The sequence below is a fragment of the Rhizobium rosettiformans genome (assembly GCF_016806065.1).
Taxonomy (GTDB): Bacteria; Pseudomonadota; Alphaproteobacteria; order Rhizobiales; family Rhizobiaceae; genus Allorhizobium.
Genome location: NZ_CP032405.1, coordinates 25,639 through 48,520, shown reverse-complemented (window position 1 = coordinate 48,520; position 22,882 = coordinate 25,639). Strand labels below are relative to the sequence as shown.

Below are 22,882 nucleotides of genomic sequence, written 5' to 3'. Positions count from 1 at the left end.
ATGTTTCATGATGACGATATCGACGGCGACTTCCACGAGTCGCTCAACGTCAACCAAATCCGCGATCTCATCGGAGACGATGAAGCTCACAGCTTATTCGTCAACTTCGGCGGCTTGCGGTGCTACATCCCTTCAAACCCGGAGCACGAAAACATGACGCTCCTGAGGGCAATATCGCGTGAGAGCCTCCGGAAGCTTTCCGCCCAAACGCCTGGCGGGTATCTCAAGATGCCGCTAGCGCGTTCTTTTCTTGTTCAGCGCTATTTCGAGCAGGGGCTTGGCAACCGCGAGATCGCGATCCTTCTGCGCATTACTGAGGCGGGGGTGGAACGGCTCATCATGAGGCTGCGCAACGCAGGCCTTCTCAGTCGCGCACCACGACCAAAGGGCAGGACCGGTCCCCGGAAAAGAACAAGCTCCGATGCCGCGTAAAACCATCAAGTGCCCGAAGGGATGCCCGCTTCAAAAAGCGGGCTATCCGGCATTGGTGACGATCCCTCTGATAGACTACCAGGCGCTACTGAAAGCACGGCTCGATTTGGAGCAAAGCTGCATCAGCTTCAAGCAGCTTTCGAAGCCCCGTCGAAGCACCATCGAACGCGACCCAGAGGTTGCAGTCTTCATCTCCATGAAGCTCGGTCATTTTACCGTGAGAGAGATTGAAAAAGCGGTGCGGAGAGAGTTTGGTGGATCGCGGACACCGTCGCGCCAGGCTATCTATCGCTACTGGACACGTCTCAGGCGGGAAGCCGTAATTCGCACTACTGACGAGACTGACTAAAAAATGGTTTTTCCGGATTTGCGTGTCAAATTTCCGGATTTGCGTGTCAAGCTACATTCCGGAAACGCGCGTCCGGCTACAATCGGCGACGCCGAAATGCTGCTCTCATTCAATCGACTGTCTCAAGTATACAGGAAATAAGAATTTTGGTAGCGGGGGGCGGACTTGAACCGCCGACCTTGGGGTTATGAATCCCACGCTCTAACCACCTGAGCTACCCCGCCACACATCGAACATTCGGGCCTTGAAGCCGTCGCCGTCCGAAGCGATGGGCGGCTTATAAGGCGAGGGTCCGATCAAAGTCAAGCGCGGTTTGGGCAAAAACAGTGTGGCTTTCCACCGGCTTGGCCGAAGCGCTTGAGAGAAGCCCGAAAGCCTCGGGCTCAGGCCGCCACGGGGCTGGCGAGAAGCGCCTTCAGCGCGCTTTCTGCCGTGCCTGAGCGTTCCGACCGCTCGATGAAGCCGCCGCCATAGACGCGGGCGTCGGCACCGGTTGCCGAATAGAGCACGCAGGCCTGGCCCGGCGCGACGCCGGCTTCGCCGATTTCGAGATCGACATATATGCCGCGCTCGTCGCTATGCAGCACGGCCGGGGTCGGCGGGCGCGTGGAGCGCACCTTGGCGAAGCAGGGCATGCCGTCGGCAGCGTCTTCCGCCAGTGTGCGGTCGCCGAGCCAGTTGATGTCGCGCAGATAGACGCGGTGGGTTTCCAGCGCTTCCTTCGGGCCGACGATGACACGGCGCGAGCGGGCGTCGAGATAGATGACATAGAGCGGCTCGCCGGTAGCGACGCCGAGACCCTTCCGCTGGCCGATCGTGTAATGCAGGATGCCTTCGTGATTGCCGAGCACGCGACCGTCGAGATGCACGATGTCACCGGCCAGAGCCGCATTCGGCTTCAGCTTGTTGATGACGTCGGCATATTTGCCCTGGGGCACGAAACAGATGTCCTGGCTGTCGGCCTTTTGGGCAACGACGAGGCCCATCTCTTCGGCGAGCACACGGACTTCCGCCTTCGACATGGCGCCGAGCGGGAAGCGCAGATAGTCGATCTGCTCCTGCGTGGTGGCAAAGAGGAAATAGCTCTGGTCGCGTTCGCTATCGATCGGGCGGAAGAGGGCGCGGTGGCCTGGATCGTTGGCGAGCGGCACGGATTTCGAGCGGATGTAATGGCCGGTTGCCAGTGCATCGGCGCCGAGTTCTTTCGCGGTCGCAAGCAAGTCGGCGAACTTGACCGTCTGGTTGCAGGCAACGCAGGGGATCGGCGTTTCGCCGGCGACATAGCTTTCCATGAACGGGTTGATCACCGTGTCGCGGAAGCGCTGTTCATAGTCGAGCACGTAATGGGGAATGCCAAGCGTTTCGCAGACGCGACGGGCATCGTCGATGTCCTGGCCGGCGCAGCAGGAGCCGGCGCGGTGGACGGCGGCGCCATGGTCGTAGAGCTGCAGCGTGATGCCGAGGACGTCATAACCCTCGCGCTTCAGGATGCCGGCGACGACGGAGGAATCCACGCCGCCCGACATGGCGACGACAACGCGCGTATCTTCCGGTCTCTTGTCAAAATCCAGCGTGTTCACGGGCTTCGTCTCTGTGCTTCATGCGACCGTTCAGCCCGCAATGCGCGGGGATGTGGCTTCAGGCATTGCGGGCTTTTTCGCCCGCGGCCGGTACCGGTCCGATTGTTGACGGATATAGAAAGGATTGCTTCTTCGTGCAAGAGCAGCGATTCGCGGGGTGTCCCGCAGGGAGACGCCTATGCCTGTCCAGATGACCGTTACGCCGGAAAGCTTCCCGATTGCCGGGAGCTTCACGATTTCGCGCGGCTCGAAGACCGAGGCGAAGGTGGTCACGGTCAGGCTGACGGACGGCGTGCATGGGGGGCAGGGCGAATGCGTGCCTTATGCGCGTTATGGCGAGACGGTCGAGAGTGTCGTCGAGGTGCTGACGGCGCTCGTGCCGGAGGTGGCGCAAGGGTTGGATCGGGTTGGGCTGCAGGACCGGCTGAAGCCGGGGGCAGCGCGCAACGCGCTCGACTGCGCTTTCTGGGATCTGGAGGCCAAGCGTGCAGGGCAGCCGGTCTGGCGACTTCTTGGGTTACAAGAGCCGAAGCCGTTATCGGTGACCTATACACTGTCGCTCGGTACGCCCGAGAGCATGCAGGCAGCGGCGGAGAAGGAGGCGCACAGGCCGCTTCTGAAGGTCAAGCTCGGCGGCGAGGGGGATGTGGAACGCATTCGGGTCGTCAGGGCGGGTGCGCCGAACTCCGCCATCATCGTCGATGCCAATGAAGGATGGAGCCTTGAGCAATACAAGGCGCTGGCGCCTGTCTTTCTCGATCTCGGGGTGAAGCTGGTCGAGCAGCCCTTTCCGGCGGGCCGCGACGATGCGCTTTTTGGCCTTGATCGTGTCCTGCCCGTGTGTGCCGACGAGAGCTGCCATGACACGGCATCGCTCGTTTCGTTGCGCGGCAAGTATGACGCCGTCAACATCAAGCTCGACAAGACGGGTGGGCTGACCGAGGCGCTTCTGATGCGCGATGCGGCAGTTGAAGCCGGCTTCGGGATCATGGTGGGCTGCATGGTCGGCACCTCGCTTGCCATGGCCCCGGCCTTCTTGGTGGCCCAAGGGGCTGCCTTTGTCGATCTCGACGGGCCGCTGCTTCTGGCGCGGGACCGCGAGCCGGGCATTGCCTATGACGGCGCGGTGATGCCGCTGCCGCCGCGTGGATTGTGGGGGTAGAATTCTCAGCCGCGGTTTGCCGTGGCGACACCCCCCTCTGCCCTGCCGGGCATCTCCCCCACAAGGGGGGAGAACGGGGCGTCGCGCTTGCCGCTGCCTTTACGGCGCCAAAGGGGGCGCCAGGCTAGCGGAGTAGCCAGTCTTCCCCCTTGTGGGGGAGATGCCCGGCAGGGCAGAGGGGGGTATCGGCCAGGTCGAAGCCGCGCTACTGGCCAGGTCGAAGCAGTGCCGTCGCATTGAGCCTTTCAGCTCTTCGCCATCCAGATCACATGCTTCTTGCCGCGACCGGTTCTCCCGGCGCGGACGGGAATCTCTTCCACGCCATAGCCGCAGTCCTTCAAGCGGCGTGTGAAGTAGGGATCTGGCCCCTGCGACCAGACGCCGAGCACGCCGCCGCGGGTTAGCGCCGACTTGGATTTGCGAATCCCGTCATGGGAATAGAGGCCGTCATTCGCCTCGCGTGTGAGGCCATCTGGCCCGTTGTCGACGTCGAGCAGGATCGCGTCGAATTGGCCCTTTGACTTGGCAATCAGCGCACCGACATCGCCGACATGGATGGTCACGCGTGGGTCGTCGAGGCTGCCGGCATAGATTTCGGCCATGGGGCCGCGCGCCCAGTCGACGACGGCGGGCACGAGTTCGGCTACGGTCACCTTCGCATCCTGAGGCAGGACGGCAAGCGCTGCGCGCAGCGTGAAGCCCATACCGAGGCCGCCGATCAGGATATGCGGGCGCTTGTGGGTAGCGATCCGCTCGAAGGCCAGCGTGGCGAGCGCTTCCTCGGAGCCGCTGAGGCGGCTGTTCATCAGCTCGTTGGTGCCGAGCATGATGGAGAATTCGGTGCCGCGGCTCTTCAAGCGCAATTCGCCGCCGCCGGGTATCTTGGCCGTGTCGAGCTGGATCCAGGGGAGCATGGGACAATTCCTGCGCGTTGGGGTCTCGGCTGCCCGTATCACGACGGACCGTTCGGCTTCAACTCTGCTTGGCCTCCGGCAGCCGTACCAAAGGCGTTGGATTGGCCCTTGCGGTCTGCGTCCGCCAGAGCGCATCTTGCGCCTTGAACACACCGTGTCGACACGTCCTGCAGTTGGAGAATGCCCATGCCCGCCCCCAAGAATGCCTTCAAGGCCGCCCTTTACGACACCAACGACCTGCTGGTCGGTTTCTGGGTGGCTCTAGCGAGCCCGCATGTTGCGGAAGTTTGTGCCGGGGCTGGCTTCGACTGGATTTTGATCGATGGCGAGCATGGGCCGAACGACATTCCGCTGATGGCCGCACAGCTCGCCGCCGTGGCAAGGCATCCGGCACATCCCGTCGTGCGCCTGCCGGTCGGCGAAAGCTGGCTGATCAAGCAGGCGCTCGATATCGGCGCGCAGACGGTGATGATCCCGATGGTCGAGACCAAGGAAGAGGCCGAGAAATTGGCGAAAGCATTCCGCTATCCGCCGGAGGGCATCCGCGGCATGGGCGCGAGCCTGGGCCGTGCCTCTGATTTCGGTCGTATTGCCGACTATGCGGAAACGGCGAATGCCGAAGTCTGCCTGATCGCGCAGATTGAAAGCCGGCTTGGCGTCGAGAATGCCGATGCGATCATTGCGACCTCAGGTGTTGATGCGATCCTCATCGGACCGGCCGACCTTGCGGCCGATATGGGCCACCGCGGCAACCCCACGCATCCAGAGGTCATGCAGGCCGTCGAAACCGTGATCGGCAAGAGTGTTGCCGCCGGCAAGCCGGTCGGCATCATGTCCGGCGATCCGGCCATGCTTGCGATGGCGCGCAAGGCCGGTATCCGCTTCTTTGCCTCCTCCACGGATGTCAGCCTGCTCTCCGCTGCCGCTGCCAATCTCGCAGCGTCAATGCGCGGCTGATCCTGCTTTTCCCGATACACTGATGGATCCTCGATGAAGCTCACACTTGCAGAAGCCGAGACGCTGGTCGTCGACGCGCTGAACCGTTCCGGCGTGGATGAAGCCAATGCGCGATCCGTCGCCCGCGCGCTTGTTGCCGCCGAAGCTGCCGGGCAGGGCGGTCACGGCCTGCGTCGGGTCGAGGCCTACAGTGCCCAGGCGCGGGCCGGTAAGGTGGATGGCCGGGCAAGGCCCCAAGCGTCGCGACCGATGCCGGGCGTGCTGACAATCGATGCGATGAACGGCTACGCCTATCCGGCGCTCGATCTTGCCGTCGAGATGTTGCCCGGCATGGCGCGCGAGCAGGGCATTGCGATCGCCACCATTCACCGCTCGCATCATGCCGGTGTCATGGGGCTGACGGTCGCGCGTTTTGCAGAGCGCGGGCTGGCGGCGTTGATGTTTGCCAATGCGCCGGCCTCCATGGCGCCCTGGGGCGGCAACAAGGCGCTTTATGGCACCAACCCCATCGCCTTTGCCGTGCCGATCGAGGATGGCGAGCCGATTGTCGTCGATCTGGCGCTCTCCAAGGTGGCGCGCGGCAAGATCATGGCGGCACGGCAGAAGGGCGAGGCCATCCCCGACGATTGGGCCTTCGATGCCGATGGCCAGCCGACGACGGACGCCAACCGTGCAATGGACGGCTTCATGGCGCCGCTCGGCGGTGCGAAAGGGGCAGCGCTTGCAATGATGGTCGAGATTCTTTCAGCCGGACTCATCGGTGCCAATTATGCCTTCGAGGCCTCCTCCCTGTTCGACGACAAGGGGCCGCCCGTGGCGCTCGGTCAGACGATCATCGCCATCGATCCCACGGCGACGGGCGGGCCTGGCGTCTTCTCTCGTCTGGCGCTGCTGGCGGATGAAATCGGGGCGCAGGAAGGGGCACGCATTCCAGGAAGGCGGGGGCAGGCTCTGTCCCGTAGTGCCGAGGCCGAAGGCGTCGTGATCGATGACGAGGTGGTCGCAGCGATCCGTGCGATCGCCTGAGCGAGTTCGCTTGCGCTCAAGCTCATCGGCAACAGCGCATGGCACGCAAGCTGCGCGACGTTCTTGAATTCACTCGGCGGCGATGATGTGGAATTCCGGCGGCTGTGCCGGGTTCTGCGCCTTGCTCATCAGGTAGATGAGACAGCTCGTTCTCAGCAGGGACGCGAAGTTCGACACCGAGCCGTTGATCTCCAAAGCTTCGTCGTAGAGCGTCGACAGAAAACGGGATGTCGAGAAATTCTGGCTGGCTGCGATCTCGTCGATCAGCACCCAGAAGGCGGCTTCGAGTTGGATGCTGGTGGAATGACCACCGATGCGGACGGAGCGGTTGACCGCGCGATAGCGGCCCGGATCCTGTCCTGCGAAGACTTCACACATGGCATGCTCCTCCCTGATGTCTTTTTCGGTCTCAAGTCTTTTGGGGCATTATGTTGTGCGCCGCTGCTCTGGTCAATTTCCGTATTCTCTAAACTGCCTCGCCCGGGTGGGAAGAATGGACACATCTGCCGGCGAAAAAAATCGGCTGCGGTAATGGGCTGCTACCAGCCGTCCGGAAAATCGCGACATCCTCTCTGCATGACATCTGTCAGCATGCAAGGAGCAGCCCATTGGCCAAAATGATCCATTCGATGATCCGTGTCCTCGAAGAGGTCCGATCCGTTTCCTTCTACGTTCAGGCCTTCGATCTGGAAGTCGCGGAACGTCTCGATTTCGAAACCTTCACTCTGGTCTATCTCAGCAATGCGGAGAGTGAGTTCGAGCTCGAGCTCACGGTCAATAAGGGCCGCGAGGAGGCCTATGACCTTGGGACCGGTTACGGCCATCTTGCGGTCAGCGTCTCGGATCTCGACGCCGAACACAAGCGGCTCACGGATCTCGGCCTGAACCCGGGCAAGATCGTCGAGTTCAACCGCGATGGCGTGCTGCTTGCCCGCTTCTTCTTCATCACCGACCCCGACGGCTACAAGATCGAGGTCCTGCAGCGGCACGGTCGGTACAAATGATCGGATGGCCGGGGAAGAGGAGCCCTGGCCTTCTTTGCTTCGCAGCCGGTGGGCGCGGTATCGCGCCTGCCACCGCAGACGGCAGACTGGCCGTTGCGCATCATCTCATGGGAGGAGAATGACGTGGTTACGATACTCGACAAGACCGGCGGCATGTCACGCCGCCAGCTTCTGAAGACCGGTGCGGCAAGCGCCGTGCTGATGGTAACCGGCACGGCTGTCATCTGTCCCGACCAGGCCTGGGGCCTGGAGGCGACAGCCCTGAAGCCGGACACGCTCGCGACGCTGATCAAGATGGCGCGCGACATCTATCCGCATGACCAGCTTGCTGATCGTTTCTATGCGGCCGCCGTCAAGGGCCAGGATACGATGGCGGCCAAGGATGAGAAGCACAAGGCGCTGATCGAAGAGGGCATTGCCGACCTCGACAGCAGAGCGGGTGCCGGCGGTTATCGCGGGCTTGGCTGGGAAGACGATCGGGTCGCCATCCTGCGCGACATCGAGACGACGCCCTTCTTCCAGGCGGTGCGCGGCGACCTCGTGGTCAGCCTCTATAACCAGAAGGAGATCTGGCCGATCTTCGGCTACGAGGGCGAGTCCTATTCCAAGGGCGGCTATATCGAGCGCGGGTTCGACGACATCACCTGGCTCTAAGCGACCTTAACGACACGCATTCATCGTCGCCGGAAGGAGGCCCATCGCGGATGGGAGCGGCGGCGCTTACCCAATTGACGGATTTCCCGGGAGGAAAACATGGCAGCGCCCTATGATCTCAACGACGACAGCGTGGTCGTCATCATCGGTTCCGGTGCAGGCGGCGGCACGCTCGCCAACGAGCTTGCCCAAAAGGGTATCGACGTGGTCGTGCTCGAAGCCGGTGCCCGTATCGAGCACGAGGACTTCATCAACGACGAATGGGACAGTTTCGCCCAGCTCGCCTGGCTCGACCACCGCACCACCGGTGGCGGCTGGCGGGTGGCAAAAGACTTCCCCAATCTGCCGGCCTGGATCGTCAAGGCGGTCGGTGGCACCACCACCCATTGGGCGGGCGCGTCGCTCCGCTTCCAGGAGCACGAGTTCAAGACTCTGACCCACTATGGCAAGGTCGAGGGCGCCAATCTTCTCGACTGGCCGATCACGCTGGCCGATCTCGAGCCCTATTATGCCAAGGCCGAAGACAAGATGGGCGTGACCCGCACCAACGGCATCGAGGGGTTGCCCGGCAACAACAACTTCAAGATCCTGAAGGCTGGTGCCGACAAGCTCGGTTACAAGGACTGTCACACCGGCAATATGGCGATCAATTCGGCCGATCGCGACGACCGGATGAGCTGTCAGCAGACGGGCTTCTGCTTCCAGGGTTGCAAATGGGGAGCCAAGTGGTCGACGCTCTATACGGAAATCCCCAAGGGCGAGGCGACGGGCAAGCTCGAAGTCCGGCCGAACTCGCATGTCGTCAAGATCGAGCATGACGATACGGGCAAGGTGACCGCCGTCGTCTATGCCGACAAGGATGGCAATCTGCAGAGCCAGAAGGCCCGTATCATCTGCGTTGCCGGCAATTCGATCGAAAGCCCGCGCCTGCTGCTCAACTCCGCTTCATCGAAGTTTCCCGATGGTCTGGCCAATTCGTCCGGCCAGGTCGGCAAGAACTACATGCGCCACACCACCGGTTCGGTCTATGCCGTCTTCGAAAAGCCGGTGCATTTCTACCGCGGCACGACCATGGCCGGGATCATCCGTGACGAGGCAAGGCACGATCCGTCGCGCGGCTTCGTCGGCGGCTATGAGCTCGAGACGCTGGCGCTCGGCGTGCCCTTCATGGCGGCCTTCCTGGATCCGGGTGGCTGGGGCCGGTCGTTTGCCTCGGCCATGGACCAGTATGCCAATATGGCTGGCCTCTGGATCGTCGGCGAGGACATGCCGCAGGAGCAGAATGCGGTGAAACTGCATGGTGAGCTCAAGGACAAATATGGCATGCCGATCCCGGATGTGTGGTTTACGGACCATCCGAACGACGAGGCCATGCGCAACCATGCCTACAAGCAGGGCGTGGCCCTCTATGAGGCAGTGGGGGCAACCCGTGCCTTCCCGACGCCGCCCTATCCGTCGACCCACAATCTCGGCACCAACCGCATGAGCGAGAAGGCGCAGGACGGGGTCGTCAACAAGTGGGGCCAGACACACGACATCAGCAACCTCTTCGTCTCCGATGGTAGCCAGTTCACCACCGGAGCGGCCGAAAATCCGACCCTGACGATCGTCTCTCTTGCGATCCGCCAGGCGGATTACATCGCCGAGCAGATGGGCCAAGGCACCATCTGAGCGGCGGGACTACCTCCCTCTTGCGGGCAGCGATCGCTATGCGGTCCTGCCCGCTTTTTCGTGGGAAGATGCGCCTTAGTGGTTGCGGGCTGCGACCAGCGCTCGCGCCTTTTCGCGCGCTCTGTCCCGGGTTCGGGCGACTGCGGTGCGAAAGCGCGCCGTGCGGCTGTTGTCATTGTCGGCGACTGTCATCGCGTTGCCGCGCCATTCGAAACCGCTGCCAAACCAGGCCGCGACGAACAGCCCCGGCAGCAACAGGTCACGGGCGAGCATGGCCGGAACGATCCGCCAGCCGCTCGGCCAGCCATAGCTTCTGGCGAGCAGAACTTCTGCGCCATACCAGGTGGCAAGATAGGCGATCGGGGCGATGAGCGGCAATGTGCCTGTCGCCGCGAGCGCAATCATGGCCGCCATCGGCAAGGCGGCACCGGTCAGGATCTCCGGCAGGAAGTAAAGCGGGAAAGACGCGCGGCGCAAGCGCGCCCAGCGCAACTGGCGCTTCCAGACAGCCTTGATATCGCGGGGACCGAGCGGCTGTGGGAAGGGTTCGTGAACGATACGGACCTTGAGGTCCGCATTGCGGATCAGCAGTGTTGCGGCGGCATCCTCGGCGACTTCGTCGCCCAGTCGCTCGAAGCCGCCGAGCTGTGTCATCACATGACGATTGAACAGCATCGATTTGCCTTGGGCAAAGCCGAAGCCGCAGGCGTCGGCGAAGAGCTGCCAGCGAGCCTGGAAACTGTCGAGCCAGGCGCTTTCGAGAAGGGCACCAGCGTTCTCCGGCTCGGTTCCCGCCGGCGGCGAGCAGACGAGACCGGTCCGCTCGTCCCAGCGGGCGATCATGCGCTCGATGGTGTCAGATGGCATCAGCACGTTGCTGTCGGTCATGACGATCCATTCATGGCGGGCGGAGCGCCAGCCCTTGATGACGTTGTTCAGCTTGGGATTGGCGCTGAAGGGATCTTCGCCGACGAGGAGTGTCGATGGGATTTCGGGATAGTCCGCCATCAGTCGGCGCGCGAGGGCCGCGGCCGGATCGTCGGCTCTCGCGACACAAAAGAGGATCTCATATGTCGGCCAATCGAGCCGGAAGGAGGAGGCGAGGCAGCGCTCGAGATTGTTTTCCAGCCCGCAGATCGGGCGGATAAGTGTGACCGGCGGGCGCGGCGTTGGCGCAGCCTCTCGGTTCTTGTGGCGGAGCTTGACGGAGAGGACGATGGCGATGCTTGCAAGCTGGGCGAGAAGCGCGATCGCGGCAAACCAGATCAGAAAAGTCATGGCGAGTCTCCGGATTTTGGTATCCGGATAGCACCGCTATGTGACAGTTCGGCGAAGCTTCGTCGGGCGCGCTATGCGGTTTCAGTCCTTGCTGCGCAGGCTCTGGAGCAGCTTGAAGCCGAGGAAGGCGGCGACGGCACCGGCCGCCAGAAAACCGCTAATGCTGCCGCTGATTTCCGCGATCTCCGTGACGCTCTCGCTGAAGGCCGCGCCGAGGCCGGTATAGAGGCCTACCCAGACAGTCTCTCCAAGGAGGCCTGCCAGCGTGAAGCGCGCCCAGGAAAAGCCGGAGGCTCCGGCCAAAAGGTTCAGGTAAGGGCCGAGCGGGGATAGCAGCCAGCGGGTGAGAAAGACGGCGAGGTAGCCGCGGGCATCCATCTCCTGCTGCGCCCGCTCGATCGCCTTGCGGCGTGACGGATCGCGACTGACGATCGGGACAAGGCGCTGTCCGGCGACGCGGCCAAGCATGTAGCCGATCTGGTCTCCCGCGACCGCCGAGGCGAGTGCCACGGCAATGACATAGGCGAGCGTGAAGTCACCGGCGGCCGCCAATGCGCCCATCAGCATCATGACGATCGAGGCGGGCAGGGGGGCACCAAGGCAACTGATGCCGACGACCAGCGCAAGCAGCAACAAGCCATAGGACGGCAGCGATGCGAGCAGCGTCTCGGTCAGGGTCATTGCGCAGGTCCCTGCCGGCGCAGTTCGGCAAGGGAGGCCTCTATCTCGGTTTTGAATGTCTCGAAGCTCTGGCCACGCTCGCTGGCGAGACGCTCAAGAGAGGGGCGAGGGCCATCTTTTGGCGGTGGCGGCAGATCGAGGTCGCGGGCGAGTTTCTCGACCGGCACATGCCAGGAATGGGCGACATAGCCGATCGTCATCCAGGGCTCGGGCGGCAGGTCCTGACGGGCGGGATCGCTCCAGTAGGCCACAAAGAAGATCGTCCGCCCGGCAAAGAAGATTGCGAGCGCCATTGCCAGCAGGAATGCCGAGGTCAGGACGGGCTGGCGGCGCCAGAGTTTCAGGAGTGACTTCACGGTTCTCTTGTGTGCTCGGCTCGGCTTGAGGTTGACAGGTCCGGTTGCCGGCTCTCTATCGTCTTAAGGCATGTAAGCGAGAACGAGGAGCGGCGGCAATGGCGGAGGCGGGTGTCAGGCTCGAAGATAGCTGGAAAGCGGTGCTGGGAGACGAGTTTGTGCAGCCTTACATGCGCAACCTCAAGGATTTCCTGCAATCCGAAAAGGCGGCCGGTAAGCAGATCTTCCCCAAGGGGGCGGAGTATTTCCGGGCGCTCGATCTGACGCCGCTTAACAACGTCCGGGTGGTGATCCTCGGCCAGGATCCCTATCACGGGGCAGGGCAGGCGCACGGGCTCTGCTTCAGTGTCCAACCGGGTGTCCGCATCCCGCCGTCGCTCGTCAACATCTACAAGGAGCTGCAAAGCGATCTCGGCATTGCGCCGGCGCGGCACGGCTTTCTGGAGCACTGGGCACAACAGGGTGTGCTCCTGCTCAACAGCGTGCTGACGGTCGAAGAAGCGCGCGCGGCCTCGCATCAGGGGAAGGGCTGGGAGCAGTTCACCGATGCTGTGATCCGCGCTGTGAACGAGGACTGCGAGCATGTCGTCTTCATGCTGTGGGGCTCCTATGCGCAGAAGAAGGCCGCCTTTGTCGACGGGTCCCGCCATCTGGTCTTGAAGGCGCCGCATCCGTCGCCGCTTTCGGCGCATACCGGTTTCTTCGGCTGTCGGCATTTCTCGCAGGCCAATGCGTATCTTCTCTCCAAGGGCAGAAACGCGATTGATTGGCAGCTGCCGAGCGAAGCATGAGAATGTTCTGATGTTCCATTATATATTGCAGCTTAAGTAGTAATTCTTCATTCTACCCATCCGCCAAAATACAGCCTGACGTTTATTGTGCGATTTATTGGGGGCGGGCAAATTGGCGGCGCTTTTTCAATCGTGTTCAGGTCTTCCCTTTATGCAGCCCGCAATTCCGGTTTCGTCCGTTTGGCGACGGCCCGTTTCCCCGCTTGCCTGTCGCTGTGAAGAGGGCGATCTCGACCTCGTTGTCATTGGTGCCGGGTATCAGGGTCTCTCGACAGCGCTGCATGCGGCGCGTGCCGGGCTTTCGGTCCAGGTCATCGAAGCCGGCGGGATCGGTGACGGGGCATCCGGGGTGAATGGCGGCCAGGTGATTCCGGGATTGAAGCAGGATCCGGAAACGCTGCTTGCGCTTTTCGGTGAGGAGGCCGGTCGAAGGCTGGTCGAGTTCTCGGCGGGGACGGCAGATCTTGTCTTCGATCTCATCGCCCGCGAAGGGCTGGATGTCGAGCATATGCGCTCCGGCTGGATCCAGGCGGCGCATACCGAGACCGCCATGCAGGCGGCGGCACAGCGCAACCGGCAATGGCGGGCGCAAGGCGCGGATGTCGCGCTTCTCAATCCGGCAGAGATTGCGCTTCTGACCGGTGCCGAAGGCTATCGCGGTGGTTTTCTCGATCGGCGCGCCGGTGTCGTCAATCCGCTGGCGCTGGCGCATGAACTCGCGCGTATCGCAACGGAAGCCGGCACAGCGCTGGTGCTGAATGATGCCGCCACGTCGCTGCAGAGGGAAGGGACCTTCTGGCAAGTCTCCACGCGGTCCGGTCGCTCGTTCCGGGCGCGGAAAGTCCTTGTTGCGACCAACGCCTATTCCGAGGGGCTGGTGCCGAACCTTGCCCAGAGCCTCGTCTGGCTGCATTCCTTCCAGATCGCCACGGAGCCGCTGCCGCCCGATTTCGATTTCATCCTGCCGAGCGGACAGGCGGTCTCAGACAGCCGGCGGATCGTCCTTTACTATCGCCGCAGCGCCGACGGTCGTCTGGTGCTCGGTGGACGGGGGCCAATGCGCGTGCCGCAATCGACCGACGACTGGCTGCATCTGGAGCGGGCGATGCTTCGGCTCTTTCCCATGCTTGGCTCCGTGGGGATCGAGCATCGCTGGTTCGGTCGTGTCGCGATGACGCCCGACCATCTGCCGCATCTGCATGAACCGCAGCCGGGGCTCTTGATGGCGGCCGGCTGCCAGGGGCGCGGCATCGGGCTGATGGTGGCGCTCGGTCAGGCTCTCGCGCGGTATTTGGCCGAGGGGAGCCGGGAGGCCCTGCCACTGCCGATTACGCCCATGGTCCCCATTCCGCTGCATCGCTACCGACGTCTCGGGGTCGCTGCTCATCTTGCCTGGTATCGACTGCTCGATGGACTGGAGCGCTGATCCCCGAATTCAGGTTGGGGAAAGCCTGATCACGCCGTCTTGCATGCTTGCCGTGATCCGGCATGTGACCAATAGTGCCAAAGACCTTACTTTCACTCCGCTGGAGCCCGCATGTCCAACCATCTGAAGTTCTTCATAGACGGTGCGTGGGTCGATCCGCTGGAGCCTGCGGTTCTGGATGTCATCGATCCATCCACAGAGGAGCCCTTCACGACGATTTCGATCGGTGGACGCGGCGATGTCGACCGCGCCGTGGCGGCCGCCCGAAAAGCCTTTGCCACTTTCTCGCTGACCGACCGGTCTGAGCGGCTGGCGCTGCTCGAGCGCATCCTTGCCGTCTACAACGAGCGCTTCGAAGACATCGCTCAGGCGGTCAGCCGGGAAATGGGTGCGCCGCTCAGCTTTGCGCGGGACTCTCAAACCGGAGCAGGGCGGGCGCATCTCGAGGCAACGATTGCCGCCTTCAAGAGCTTCGAATTCATCGAGCAGCGCGGCCCAACCCGCATCGTCAAGGAGCCGATCGGCGTCTGTGTGCTGATCACGCCCTGGAACTGGCCGCTCAACCAGATCGTCTGCAAAGTCGCGCCGGCAATTGCCGCCGGCTGCACCGTCGTGCTCAAGCCCTCGGAGATCGCCCCGATCTCGGGGCTGATCTTCGCCGAGGTGATGCAGGCGGCGGGAACGCCTGATGGGGTGTTCAACCTCGTCAATGGCCGCGGGCCCGAAGTTGGTCAGGTGATGGCAGGCCATCCTGATGTCGACATGGTGTCGTTCACCGGCTCGACGCGGGCAGGCATCATCGTCGCCAAGACGGCGGCCGATACGGTCAAGCGTGTGGCGCAGGAACTGGGCGGCAAGTCAGCCAATATCATTCTTCCTGACTCCGATTTCGGAACTGCCGTGCGCAAGGGCGTGGAGGGCTGTTTCGGCAATTCGGGCCAGTCTTGCGATGCACCGACGCGGATGCTGGTGCCAGCTGATCGCCACGACGAGGCGCTGCATATCGCGCGCGAGGCTGCGGACGCTCACAAGGTCGGGGACCCGCGGGCTGAAGATACCGTCCTCGGTCCTGTCGTCAGCGACGTTCAATACAACAAGATCCAGCGGCTGATCGAAGTGGGGATCGAAGAGGGCGCGCTGCTGGTTACCGGCGGACCCGGGCGGCCAGAGGGCCTGAACCGCGGCTATTACATCCGTCCGACTGTTTTCGGCCATGTGACACCGGATATGACGATTGCCCGTGAAGAGATCTTTGGTCCCGTGCTGTCAATCATGCCCTACGAGACGGAAGAGGAGGCGATCGCGATTGCCAACGACACCGTCTATGGCCTCGCCGCCTATGTCCAGTCGCAGGATATCGACCATGCGCGGCGGGTTGCTGCCCGTATGCGCGCCGGCTCCGTTTATCTCAACTACCCTGATTGGGACACGTCCGCGCCGTTCGGTGGCTACAAACAATCCGGCAATGGCCGCGAATATGCCGACTGGGGTATCCACGACTTTCTCGAGATCAAGGGCATCGTCGGTTGGGGCGCCTGAGCGGCTTTCCACACCGACATGACGCTGCCTTTCCTGCCGCAAACACGTCTTGTTGCTCTTCAGCTTCGGTCTCGGCGTGCCCGTCGAACGAATGCCGTCTTACTGCCACCTACAGTAATCCCTGCCTCAAATATTACGCTTCTGCCTAAATTCTGCCAATTTTTCCAAAGGCTTGTAGTAGAAGGCTTGGGAGAAGTTCGCGGAACAATTTCCTGTGAAGTCCGTTCTTTCCGTCAATGGCAGTCAACGGAAAGGATCAAGCCATGAATTCGAAGATTATCGCTCTTGGCGCAGTGGTACTTGGTGCCGTCGCTTCTCCTGTTCTGGCGCAGGAAGGTACAGTTACCGGTGCTGCCGGTGGTGCTGTGACCGGTGCCATTGTCGGCGGTCCCGTTGGTGCCGCTGTGGGTGGCGTCGTCGGCGCCATTGCCGGTACCGCAGTCGCCCCGCCGCCGGAACGGGTCGTCACCTATGTCCAGCAGCAGCCGGTCCCGGCCCAGCCGGTCGTGATCGAGCGGCAGGTGGTCGTTGGTGAACCTCTTCCGCAGGAAGTCGTCCTGACCACGATCCCCGAGGATCCAACCTATGCCTATGCCGTGGTCAACAATCAGCGCGTCATCGTCGACCCGCAGACCTACGTCGTGGTCGGCGTCGTCCAGTAAGCGCCGATTGCCAGCCTTGTAAATAAACAAGCTAGCGGCCGACCGCGCGGCGGTCGGTCACCGAAACCAGGAGGAAATACCATGGACCAACGTCCTGATCCCCGCCTTGATCAGCGTCCGCACGTCACCCAGCAGACCACTGCGGGTAGCGGCGCGACCTGGGGCATCGCAGTCCTGCTGATCGTGGTGATCGCAGCCGGCGCATACTTCGTCTTCGGTGGTACGAATACTGCCGAAACGCCTGCTACGCCCGCTACGGAAAGCAGCACGCCCGCAGCCCCGCCGGCCGATGCTCCGGCTCCGCCGCCGGCTGACACGACAACGCCGCCCGCCGGTTCTGCAACGCCCCCCGCTGCTGATCCGGTCACCCCGCCGGCTGCAACCGATCCGGCTCCGGCCGCACCGGCTCCGACTGGTGGTGCCACCGATACGCCGCCGGCAACCACGACACCTTAATCGGTGTACCAATGCACAGCGAGGCCGGCCCCTGTGGGGGTTGGCCTTTTTCGTGCCGATACGCTTTTCTCTTGAGGCGTGCAGCGCAGCGACGGGACAGGAGGTGTCCAATGGGTGATGAGGGGCTGATGAGCACTGAGCCGGGCCGTGCGCCACGTCTCGTCATCGATCCCGCCGACTATGCCGCTGTCTATGCGATCGGTGACGTTCACGGCTGTCTCGACGCGCTTCTGGAACTGGAAGACATGATCCGCGAGGACGCCCTGTCGATCGATGGGCGCAAGCTGATCGTGATGCTCGGCGACTATGTCGACCGAGGCCCGAAATCCGCTGCCGTCCTCTATCATCTCACGGCATCGTCGCCCCCAGGCTTCGAGCGGGTTTGCCTGCGCGGCAATCACGACGATGCCTTCCTCGCCTTTCTCGACGGTGACCCGGCCGGTGACTGGGTCCTCGACCACGGTGCGGAGACGACCTTCGCGTCCTATGGTATCGAGGTGGAAGAATTTAACCTGCCTGCGGGCCGTTTTGCCTTGAGAGAGGCCATCAGGAATGCAGTTCCGAGCAGCCATGTGGCATTTATCAGATCGCTGCCGGTGCTGCTCACCATGGGTACGGATGTCTTCGCCCATGCCGGTCTGAAGCCGGGGCGACCGCTTTCCGAGCAGACCGATGACGATCTCATGTGGATCAGGCGATCCTTCCTCGATCTCGGTCCTGGGCTGCCTGTTCGGGTCTTTCACGGGCATACGCCGATGCGGGAAGCCCATGTTGGGCCGGATCGGGTCAGTCTCGACACGCATTGCTATCGCACCGGACGGTTGACGGCCGCGCGTGTTGTTGCTGGAGACGTGTCCATCCTCTCGGTCGGGTGACCTCATTGGAGCGTTTCAGCGCGGAGCTTTGTTAGGCGCGGGCTTGCCCCATTCGGCAATCGCGATGCCACCGAGAACGAGCACCAGCGCTACCACATGAAAGACTTCCAGCTTTTCGCCGAGGATGGTGACCGATAGCAGCGTACCGAAGACCGGCACCAGATTGATGAAGAGACCGGCACGGTTTGCGCCAATGCCTTCGACACCCTTGATATAGAGGATCTGCGAGATCAGCGAGGGGAACAGTCCGGCATAGAGAATGATCAGCCAGCCGCGCGTATCGGGCAGGATCAGCTCGCCTCGGCCCGCTTCCCACCAGAGAAGCGGCAGACAGGTGATTGCGGCGGCAAGTGCCGGCACCGCCATCAGGCTCTTCCAGTGGACAGGTGGCTTCCAGCGCAATGACACGGTGTAGATCGCGTAAGCGATGCCGGCAAACAGCATCAGAAGATCGCCATAGTTCAGCGTCAGGGTCAGCAAGGTCTGGAGATCGCCATGAGAGGCGGTGACCGCCGCGCCGATGAAGCTGATCATGAAGCCGAGGATCTGGACCGCCGAGACGGCGATACGAAACAGCAGAAAGTTGATGACGAAGATCAGAACCGGGATCGCGCCCTGTTCGATCGCACCGTTCACCGCACTCGTGTATTTCAGCGCTGTGTAGAGGAAGCCATTGAAGGCAGCATAGCCGACGGCGCCGTAGAAAATCAGCAGCTTCCAGTTGGCCTTCAGCACCGCCCAGTCCTTGCGGATCTGCGGGACTGCGATGGAGGCGATCACCAGGGTCGCGAGTGCCCAGCGGCCGAAGCTCAGCACCATCGGGCTCACATGGCCAAGCGCCAGCTTGCCGGCAATCGTGTTGCCGCCCCAGAGCAAGGTCGTGATGACGAGAAAACTATAGGCGCGGATGGGCAAGACGTCATTCCCTGCATGCGGACGCCGCGTGACGAACCCGTGTGCCCCCGGTCTGTCACGGCGCGAATTGCCTCCGAAATAGGCCAGAGGGGATTGTTTGTCACGTAAAAAGCCAAATCGCCGGTCAAGACGGGTCGATTTCCCAAAAACAACACAGTATAGATGCGCGGGTTTGGGTAGGCGCAGGCACTGCGCAATATACAGGATTATGTGATGACGAATGTCGTGGTGATTGGTTCGCAATGGGGTGACGAGGGCAAGGGCAAGATTGTCGACTGGCTCTCCGAACGTGCGGACATCGTGGTCCGCTTCCAGGGCGGACACAATGCCGGCCACACGCTCGTCATCGACGGCGTTTCCTACAAGCTATCCCTGCTTCCGTCAGGCGTCGTGCGTCCCGGCAAGAAGGCCGTGATTGGTAACGGCGTCGTCGTCGATCCGCATGCGCTGATCGCTGAAATCGGCCGGCTGAAGGATCAGGGCGTCGAAGTGACGCCGGACAATCTGCGCATTGCCGAAAACGCCACGCTGATTCTCTCGCTGCACCGCGAACTCGACGGCATGCGCGAAGATGCGGCCTCCAACAGCGGTACCAAGATCGGCACGACCCGTCGCGGCATCGGCCCGGCCTATGAAGACAAGGTCGGCCGTCGCGCGATCCGCGTCATGGATCTCGCCGACCTCGACGCGCTGGACGGCAAGGTCGAACGGATCCTGACCCATCACAACGCGCTGCGTCGCGGTTTCGGCGTTGCCGAAATCGAGCACAAGACGATCATGGACGAGCTGACCTCGATCGCCGATCGCGTTCTGCCCTTCATGGATTCGGTCTGGGTGCTCCTGGACAAGGAGCGCCGCAAGGGCTCGCGCATCCTGTTCGAAGGTGCGCAAGGCTCCCTGCTCGATATCGATCACGGCACCTATCCTTTCGTCACCTCGTCGAACACGGTTGCCGGCCAGGCCGCTGCCGGTTCCGGCATGGGCCCGGGCTCGCTCGGCTATATCCTCGGGATCACGAAGGCCTACACGACCCGCGTCGGGGAAGGTCCGTTCCCGACCGAGCTGCACGACGAGATCGGCCAGTTTCTCGGCGAGAAGGGCCATGAATTCGGCACGGTCACGGGCCGCAAGCGCCGTTGCGGCTGGTTCGACGCAGCGCTCGTGCGCCAGTCGGTCGCCACCAATGGAATCACCGGTATTGCATTGACCAAACTCGATGTTCTCGATGGTCTTGAAGAGCTGAAGATCTGCGTCGGCTACAAGCTTGACGGCCAGGAAATCGACTATCTGCCGGCAGCTCAAGCGGCTCAGGCGCGTGTCGAGCCGATCTACATCACGCTTGAAGGCTGGAAGGAATCGACCGTCGGAGCCCGCAAATGGGCGGATTTGCCGGCTCAGGCGATCAAATATGTCCGTCAGGTCGAAGAACTGATCGGTGCGCCGGTCGCCCTTCTGTCGACAAGTCCGGAACGCGACGACACCATACTTGTGACGGACCCTTTCGAGGACTAATCTAGGATTTTAATGAAATTTTGCCGGCGCGGCGGCCCGGCTCTCAAGAGAAAGTGCTGATGGCTGACTTTATCGCTGTGATTCGACGGGCCGTGGATGGCCTGTCGAACAATACTCCGGAGATGCGCGCGCGAGTGTACGAAAAGGCTCGCGCCGCTGTCGTTCGGCAGCTCGAGAACATGTCACCGCGCCCGCCCGAGCATATGCTGCAGCGTCAGCTCGACAAGCTCGATGCGGCTATCCGTGAAGTCGAAGCGGAACATGCGGATGCCTTGCCGCCGCTCGACGAGGCGCCTGAGCCTTCCATGCCTGCCGTTGCAGGTGCGGCCGCGGCAACAGCTGCTTCTGCGCCCGCCTGGGCCGAGCAGCAGCCGGAACATGCGCAATCTTCCCATCAGGACGTCGCGGCGCAGGAGCCGGTAGAAGAGGTTGCTCCGGCAGCCGAGCCGGTCGAGCCTCCTCAGGAAGTGAGCGGCGATGACTGGGCGGATGCCCATATGGCAGAGCCTGCTGCCCCTGCGGTGGCGGAGGAGCCTGCCTACCTCGCCGAAGAAACCGTTCCGCCCGTTGAAGAGGCACTTCCGGCAGAGCCCGTCGAACCAACGTCGCCTGCGCAAACCGCCTGGCAGGACGAACCGGTTTCGGCCCGCGAGCCCGAAACCGACTACACGCGTCTTTACGAGCATCGCGAGGACGAGGCTCCGGCTGTCGAGCCTGAGCCGCAATACGAACCGACGCCAGAGGTCCGGCACGAGGTCGAAACCGTCGCAGCTGCTGCGACCTATGGCGACGTTCCGACCGCCGAAGAGACCTGGTCTAGGAGTGACGAGCCGGAAACGTCTGCACCCGCCTGGGATGCCGTGCCTGCCGTCGAGGCCGAGCCGGTGGCCGAAGCGTTTCAGCCGGCGGATGCGTCCGTCGAGGCCGAACCTTATCACCAGCCGCAGGCGCCGGAGGTGGGCGTCCGAGTGGATTCGGTCGAGGATTGGCTGCAGAGCCGCGCGCTCGATCCGGCACCGACCGTACCCTCGGCAAGCTGGGACCTGCCGGCTGCGACCGAAACGGCCGCCAATCGCGTCCCCGAACTGCCGGAAATCGACACCGCGCCGCCGGCCGTCTCCTATACACCGACCGACGAGTTCCCCGCCTATGAGGAACCCGTGCATGTCGAGGCAAGCGGCGACTATGTCGCGCCGGAGGGCCTGAGCCTTCCCGATGCCGACCCGGTCGTGCTCGACAAGATCGCCTCCAGCTCCGCTGCACCGGCAATCGACGCCGATGACTTCAGCCAGTGGTTCCAGGAGAATGTCGACCAGGGCGAAACCCAGAAGGGTAATGGCGATCCGGCATCTGCTTCTGCCGTTCCTGCGGCGAGCGAATGGGATGAGCATATCGACAGTTTTGCACCCAGCGCGAAGGGTGCGCAGGTCGAGGTTGCGGGCCAGGCCGATGGCATGGAAGCGCTTGTCGGCGGTTACGGCCAGCAGCCCTCCTATCGCCTCGAGCCGAAGAAGCGTCGCAATCCGGCCCCGATCATCGTCGCTGCGCTGGTCCTGGTTGTTCTCGGCGCCGGCGGTTATCTCGCCTGGAGCATGCGTGATCAGATCGGCAGCATGGTCGCCAATCTGACGGGTGACGTTGCGCCGACACAAGAGACCGCAGACGCGCCCGAGACGACACCTGCCGAACAGCCGCAGCCCCCGGCCGACACTGCAGCTGCACCGCAAGAGGCGGCTCCTACTGTTGACGACGGCAGCCAGAAATTCACGCAGCGACTGCGTCCGGACGGGACGGAAATCGATGCAGGTGCCGGATCGGCGCCGATCGAGGGAGCGCCCGCTGAAGGTCGCTCCGTCTCGGCCCAGACCGTTGCATCCACTGTCGAGCCGACCGATGCGCCGGCTGCTGCCAATGGCGCGGCTGCCACGCAGACACCGGGAGCCGCCGCCAATACGTCAGCCGTTGCCGGCGGGGAAAAGCTCTTCCTCTACGAAGAGCGCATCGGCCAGGCAACGCCGGTCGCAGTCCCTGGTTCGATCACATGGTCGGCTGTGCGTGAAAACGGTGCGGACGGCCGACCCGATCCGCAGATCCAGGGCCGTATCAACGTGCCGGAGCGCGGCATCTCGGCGCTCCTGACCTTCAAGCGCAACACCGACAATTCGCTGCCGGCGAGCCACATCATCGAAGTGGTGTTCTCCGTACCTGCGGATTTCGAGGGTGGTGCGGTCGAGAACCTGCAGCGGATTGCCATGAAGCGTACCGAGCAGGACCGAGGCGACCCACTGGTGGCCGTGACGGCCAAGGTTACCGACGACACCTATCTCGTGGCGCTCAACGACTTCGAGGACGTGGTAAGGCGTAACATGGATCTTTTATCCACGCGCGGCTGGATCGATATTCCCGTCACCTACCGCAATGGTCGACGCGCGCTGATCACCCTCGACAAGGGAACGACCGGTGGAAATGTCTTCGATCAGGTCATCCGCGAGTGGGCGGCATTGACGCCCGCCGCGCCAGCGAACTGAGGCTCGTCCCTATCGCTTTCTACGGATCCGCCGGGCATGCCCCGGCGGATTTTTGTTTTCGAGTTGAGGGCAGGGCAGCGAAGTCTTTTTCCCTAACGACCAACGCAGGGACGA

The 22,882-nt window shown here is 62.7% G+C and carries 23 protein-coding genes and 1 tRNA gene; 16 read left to right on the top strand and 8 right to left on the bottom strand.

All coding sequences use genetic code 11. From position 1 onward, the window contains the following. The gene (locus tag D4A92_RS00245; RefSeq protein ID WP_203017309.1) at positions 1-432 is read left to right on the top strand and encodes a hypothetical protein; all 432 of its coding nucleotides are present in this window, start codon (positions 1-3) and stop codon (positions 430-432) included. After that, positions 422-781 carry a hypothetical protein gene (locus D4A92_RS00240; RefSeq protein ID WP_203017307.1) on the top strand — a complete coding sequence of 120 codons (360 nt, stop codon included), beginning with the start codon at positions 422-424 and terminating at the stop codon, positions 779-781. The genes D4A92_RS00245 and D4A92_RS00240 overlap by 11 nt, the downstream gene beginning before the upstream one ends. A 147-nt stretch (positions 782-928) precedes the next feature. Here D4A92_RS00240 and D4A92_RS00235 read toward each other — a convergent pair. Both D4A92_RS00235 and mnmA read right to left on the bottom strand, forming a co-directional pair. After that, positions 929-1,005: transfer RNA gene (locus D4A92_RS00235), tRNA-Met, on the bottom strand. 159 nt (positions 1,006-1,164) lie between these two features. After that, the gene (mnmA, locus tag D4A92_RS00230) at positions 1,165-2,361 is read right to left on the bottom strand and encodes a tRNA 2-thiouridine(34) synthase MnmA (RefSeq protein WP_203017305.1); all 1,197 of its coding nucleotides are present in this window, start codon (positions 2,359-2,361) and stop codon (positions 1,165-1,167) included. 178 nt (positions 2,362-2,539) lie between these two features. On the opposite strand from mnmA, the gene dgcA reads away from it, so the two are divergent. Next, entirely contained in the window at positions 2,540-3,523 is a 984-nt protein-coding gene (gene dgcA / locus D4A92_RS00225; RefSeq protein ID WP_203017304.1) for an N-acetyl-D-Glu racemase DgcA, read from the top strand. A gap of 245 nt (positions 3,524-3,768) precedes the next feature. Here the strand turns inward: dgcA and D4A92_RS00220 are convergent, their stop codons facing one another. Continuing rightward, entirely contained in the window at positions 3,769-4,437 is a 669-nt protein-coding gene (locus D4A92_RS00220; protein WP_203017303.1) for a spermidine synthase, read from the bottom strand. A gap of 186 nt (positions 4,438-4,623) precedes the next feature. Here D4A92_RS00220 and D4A92_RS00215 point away from each other — a divergent pair, with 186 nt between their 5' ends. Both D4A92_RS00215 and D4A92_RS00210 read left to right on the top strand, forming a co-directional pair. Then, positions 4,624-5,394 carry an HpcH/HpaI aldolase family protein gene (locus D4A92_RS00215; RefSeq protein WP_203017302.1) on the top strand — a complete coding sequence of 257 codons (771 nt, stop codon included), beginning with the start codon at positions 4,624-4,626 and terminating at the stop codon, positions 5,392-5,394. A 33-nt stretch (positions 5,395-5,427) separates the two neighbouring features. After that, complete coding sequence (locus tag D4A92_RS00210) at positions 5,428-6,420, top strand: Ldh family oxidoreductase (RefSeq protein WP_203017301.1); 993 nt, start codon at positions 5,428-5,430, stop codon at positions 6,418-6,420. A gap of 69 nt (positions 6,421-6,489) precedes the next feature. Here the strand turns inward: D4A92_RS00210 and D4A92_RS00205 are convergent, their stop codons facing one another. After that, positions 6,490-6,798 (bottom strand): ribbon-helix-helix domain-containing protein, encoded by a 309-nt coding sequence (locus D4A92_RS00205; protein WP_203017300.1) that lies wholly within the window; start codon positions 6,796-6,798, stop codon positions 6,490-6,492. 230 nt (positions 6,799-7,028) lie between these two features. Here D4A92_RS00205 and D4A92_RS00200 point away from each other — a divergent pair, with 230 nt between their 5' ends. The 3 genes from D4A92_RS00200 to D4A92_RS00190 all read left to right on the top strand — a co-directional run bounded on the left by D4A92_RS00200 (position 7,029) and on the right by D4A92_RS00190 (position 9,749). Further along, the gene (locus tag D4A92_RS00200; RefSeq protein WP_203017299.1) at positions 7,029-7,424 is read left to right on the top strand and encodes a VOC family protein; all 396 of its coding nucleotides are present in this window, start codon (positions 7,029-7,031) and stop codon (positions 7,422-7,424) included. A 123-nt stretch (positions 7,425-7,547) separates the two neighbouring features. Then, positions 7,548-8,078 carry a twin-arginine translocation signal domain-containing protein gene (locus D4A92_RS00195; protein ID WP_006726792.1) on the top strand — a complete coding sequence of 177 codons (531 nt, stop codon included), beginning with the start codon at positions 7,548-7,550 and terminating at the stop codon, positions 8,076-8,078. Between the two features lie 99 nt (positions 8,079-8,177). Next, a complete protein-coding gene (locus D4A92_RS00190) occupies positions 8,178-9,749 on the top strand; it encodes a GMC family oxidoreductase (protein ID WP_203017297.1) in 1,572 nt (523 codons plus the stop codon). Between the two features lie 75 nt (positions 9,750-9,824). Here the strand turns inward: D4A92_RS00190 and D4A92_RS00185 are convergent, their stop codons facing one another. The 3 genes from D4A92_RS00185 to D4A92_RS00175 all read right to left on the bottom strand — a co-directional run bounded on the left by D4A92_RS00185 (position 9,825) and on the right by D4A92_RS00175 (position 12,064). After that, a complete protein-coding gene (locus D4A92_RS00185; RefSeq protein ID WP_203017295.1) occupies positions 9,825-11,027 on the bottom strand; it encodes a ceramide glucosyltransferase in 1,203 nt (400 codons plus the stop codon). Positions 11,028-11,108: 81 nt separating this feature from the next. After that, entirely contained in the window at positions 11,109-11,708 is a 600-nt protein-coding gene (locus D4A92_RS00180) for a DedA family protein (protein ID WP_203017293.1), read from the bottom strand. Continuing rightward, a complete protein-coding gene (locus D4A92_RS00175; RefSeq protein ID WP_203017291.1) occupies positions 11,705-12,064 on the bottom strand; it encodes a hypothetical protein in 360 nt (119 codons plus the stop codon). Before D4A92_RS00175 ends, D4A92_RS00180 begins: the two co-directional genes overlap by 4 nt. Positions 12,065-12,162: 98 nt before the next feature. Between D4A92_RS00175 and ung the strand changes: the two genes are divergently transcribed. The 6 genes from ung (at position 12,163) to D4A92_RS00145 (ending at position 17,813) form a co-directional block, all read left to right on the top strand. Beyond that, a complete protein-coding gene (gene ung, locus D4A92_RS00170) occupies positions 12,163-12,855 on the top strand; it encodes a uracil-DNA glycosylase (protein ID WP_203017289.1) in 693 nt (230 codons plus the stop codon). A 151-nt stretch (positions 12,856-13,006) separates the two neighbouring features. Then, complete coding sequence (locus D4A92_RS00165; protein ID WP_203017287.1) at positions 13,007-14,281, top strand: NAD(P)/FAD-dependent oxidoreductase; 1,275 nt, start codon at positions 13,007-13,009, stop codon at positions 14,279-14,281. A 111-nt stretch (positions 14,282-14,392) separates the two neighbouring features. Then, the gene (locus tag D4A92_RS00160; RefSeq protein ID WP_203017285.1) at positions 14,393-15,820 is read left to right on the top strand and encodes an aldehyde dehydrogenase family protein; all 1,428 of its coding nucleotides are present in this window, start codon (positions 14,393-14,395) and stop codon (positions 15,818-15,820) included. 263 nt (positions 15,821-16,083) lie between these two features. Continuing rightward, positions 16,084-16,482 carry a DUF1236 domain-containing protein gene (locus D4A92_RS00155; protein WP_203017283.1) on the top strand — a complete coding sequence of 133 codons (399 nt, stop codon included), beginning with the start codon at positions 16,084-16,086 and terminating at the stop codon, positions 16,480-16,482. Positions 16,483-16,563: 81 nt separating this feature from the next. After that, positions 16,564-16,938: a hypothetical protein gene (locus D4A92_RS00150; protein WP_203017282.1), complete on the top strand. Its 375-nt coding sequence runs from the start codon at positions 16,564-16,566 to the stop codon at positions 16,936-16,938. Positions 16,939-17,066: 128 nt separating this feature from the next. Next, on the top strand, positions 17,067-17,813 hold the full coding sequence (locus tag D4A92_RS00145) for a metallophosphoesterase (RefSeq protein ID WP_203017281.1): 747 nt from the start codon (positions 17,067-17,069) through the stop codon (positions 17,811-17,813). Positions 17,814-17,828: 15 nt separating this feature from the next. Here D4A92_RS00145 and D4A92_RS00140 read toward each other — a convergent pair whose 3' ends face one another. Further along, positions 17,829-18,728: a DMT family transporter gene (locus D4A92_RS00140; protein ID WP_203017280.1), complete on the bottom strand. Its 900-nt coding sequence runs from the start codon at positions 18,726-18,728 to the stop codon at positions 17,829-17,831. A gap of 213 nt (positions 18,729-18,941) precedes the next feature. On the opposite strand from D4A92_RS00140, the gene D4A92_RS00135 reads away from it, so the two are divergent. Then, a complete protein-coding gene (locus D4A92_RS00135; RefSeq protein WP_203017278.1) occupies positions 18,942-20,240 on the top strand; it encodes an adenylosuccinate synthase in 1,299 nt (432 codons plus the stop codon). 59 nt (positions 20,241-20,299) lie between these two features. Then, the gene (locus D4A92_RS00130) at positions 20,300-22,768 is read left to right on the top strand and encodes a hypothetical protein (protein ID WP_203017276.1); all 2,469 of its coding nucleotides are present in this window, start codon (positions 20,300-20,302) and stop codon (positions 22,766-22,768) included. Positions 22,769-22,882 lie beyond the last annotated feature (114 nt).